This is a genomic window from Synechococcus sp. H60.1, assembly GCF_047462335.1.
In the GTDB taxonomy this organism is placed as follows: Bacteria; Cyanobacteriota; Cyanobacteriia; order Thermostichales; family Thermostichaceae; genus Thermostichus.
Genome location: NZ_JANSJA010000029.1, coordinates 1 through 2,014, shown reverse-complemented (window position 1 = coordinate 2,014; position 2,014 = coordinate 1). Strand labels below are relative to the sequence as shown.

The following is a 2,014-nucleotide window of genomic DNA, read 5'->3' as shown; positions in this document are numbered from 1 at the left end:
GCCGGCCTGGGGTTGTTGGAGCGGATCAAAGTGCAGAAGTGCCGCAAGAATCCTCCTAACTCTTGCCTAATGCCTCTGAGCACCTGGCATCCTATTTGGGGTGCCATTTTTCGAGTTGGCCCATGAAACCCGGGATCCTGATCTCAGCAGCAGCCGACCAAGAAGCCGACTTGCTCGAGCTGCTCACACAGCAGCGCGCCCTGGTCTCGCGGTTTTGCTGGATTGTCGAGGGATCCCTAGCCGCCCATTTGACCCAACACCCCAGGCTGACGGTCAAAACCGTTGCCTGTAGAGCAGAATGGCATGCTCAACTTTTTGAGGATAGTACCCAAGCCGTCATTGCCCTCTGGGATGCGGCAGCAGATCCGGCTGGGTTGACAAAGTTGGTCCAAGATTGCCAAGAGGCAAATCTTCCGTTGGCGCTGAATGTGCCCACTGCTCGAGCGCTGCTGCTCTCGTTGGCGGAGCAACGCCTGGGCTATTTGATCTTCAACCCCATTGCTGGCCAAGGGGATGAAACTCAACAACTGGCCCTATTGCGGCAACGCCTATCCGTCGGGATCCGCCTGCAGGTGTTGCTGACTGAACCGGGGCGCGATGCCAAAAGCCTGGCAGAAGAGGCCCTGGCCGCCCGGCCTGATCTGATCATCGCTGCTGGTGGCGATGGCACGGTTTCAGCCGTGGCCGGGGTACTGTTTGGCTCCGGCATTCCCCTGGGGGTGATCCCGCGCGGTACGGCCAATGCTTTTGCCGCGGCGCTGGGGATCCCAACTGATTTGGAAAGGGCTTGCGATCTAATCTTGGCCGGATCGACACGGGTGATGGATGCCGCTCGCTGCAATGGGCAGCCGATGATCCTGCTGGCCGGGATCGGGTTTGAAGCGGAAACGGTCGAACGTGCCAGCCGCGAATTGAAAAGTCGCTTGGGATCGCTAGCCTACTTGCTGGCGGGGTTACAACAACTGGCGAACCAGCAACCCTTTCAAGTGACGCTCCAAGTGGATGGAGCCGAGCTGCAGCACTTGCAAGCCACTGCCCTGACCATTGCCAATGCTGCACCGGCCACCTCTGTGCTTGCCCAGGGCCGTGGGCGTGTCAATCCGACGGATGGGCAACTGGATGTGACGGTGGTGCGCGGCCAGGATGACCCCAATTCAGGCAGGCTGTCCCAGACTTTGGCGCGACGGGTGCAATCCCTCGGGGATATGGTGCATCTGTTGGGGGCCTCTCTGGCCAAGCAGGTGCCGAAACTGAACGGGATTCTCACCCTCAAAGCTTCCCGCATCCGGGTTGAGGCAACCCCACTCCAAAAGGTGGTCGTCGATGGAGAAGTGGTGGGCACAACCCCCGTCCAGATCGAGGTGATCCCAGGGGGACTGACCGTGATTGCACCACCTGTGCGGAAACCCAACTCCGCCGAAAAGCTCGCCATCTTCTGGGTAAGGCGGATCTCGCCGAGCCTGACCCTGCTGAGCACAACCGTTGGCCTGGGCGGGATCCTCGGCTCGGCTCTGGCCCTCTGGGGACTGACTCTGGCTTTGCAAGGACTGGCGCCCTCCAGTCAAGCCATCGATGTATGGATTTTGCAATGGCTGCGCCGGGCCAGCCCTTGGCCGGATCCCCTAGCCTGGGTGGGGTGGGGGTTAGGGCATCCGATTGGGCTGGTGAGCTTGACCGCCTGTGGATGGGTTTTGCTCTGGCGCAGCCAACAAAGACGAACGGCAGGGGGGCTGTTGGTTGCAGCCTTAGGAGCTGCCGTGATTGCCGGGATCCTGCAGCCTACCTTTTCTCGCCCCCGACCAGATCTTTGGGATCCCATCCTGTCGGAGACAGGCCACAGCTTTCCCAGTGGACAGGTCATCGCAGCAACGGCAATCTACGGTCTGTTGGGCTATCTGCTGGCAAGGTATTATCCTGCTCAGCGGCGCTGGATCGGGGGCGGCGTGCTGGGGATCCTACTCCTCATTGGTTTCAGCCGGGCCTACTTGGGGTTGAATTGGCCCAGCGATCTGCT

Annotated in this window: 1 protein-coding gene; it reads left to right on the top strand. The window is 60.6% G+C overall.

Annotation, left to right across the window (positions count from 1 at the left end):
* Window positions 1-122 precede the first annotated feature (122 nt).
* Window positions 123-2,014 (top strand): YegS/Rv2252/BmrU family lipid kinase (locus NW852_RS01455; RefSeq protein ID WP_414426408.1); only part of this gene is annotated, 1,892 nt, incomplete at its 3' end.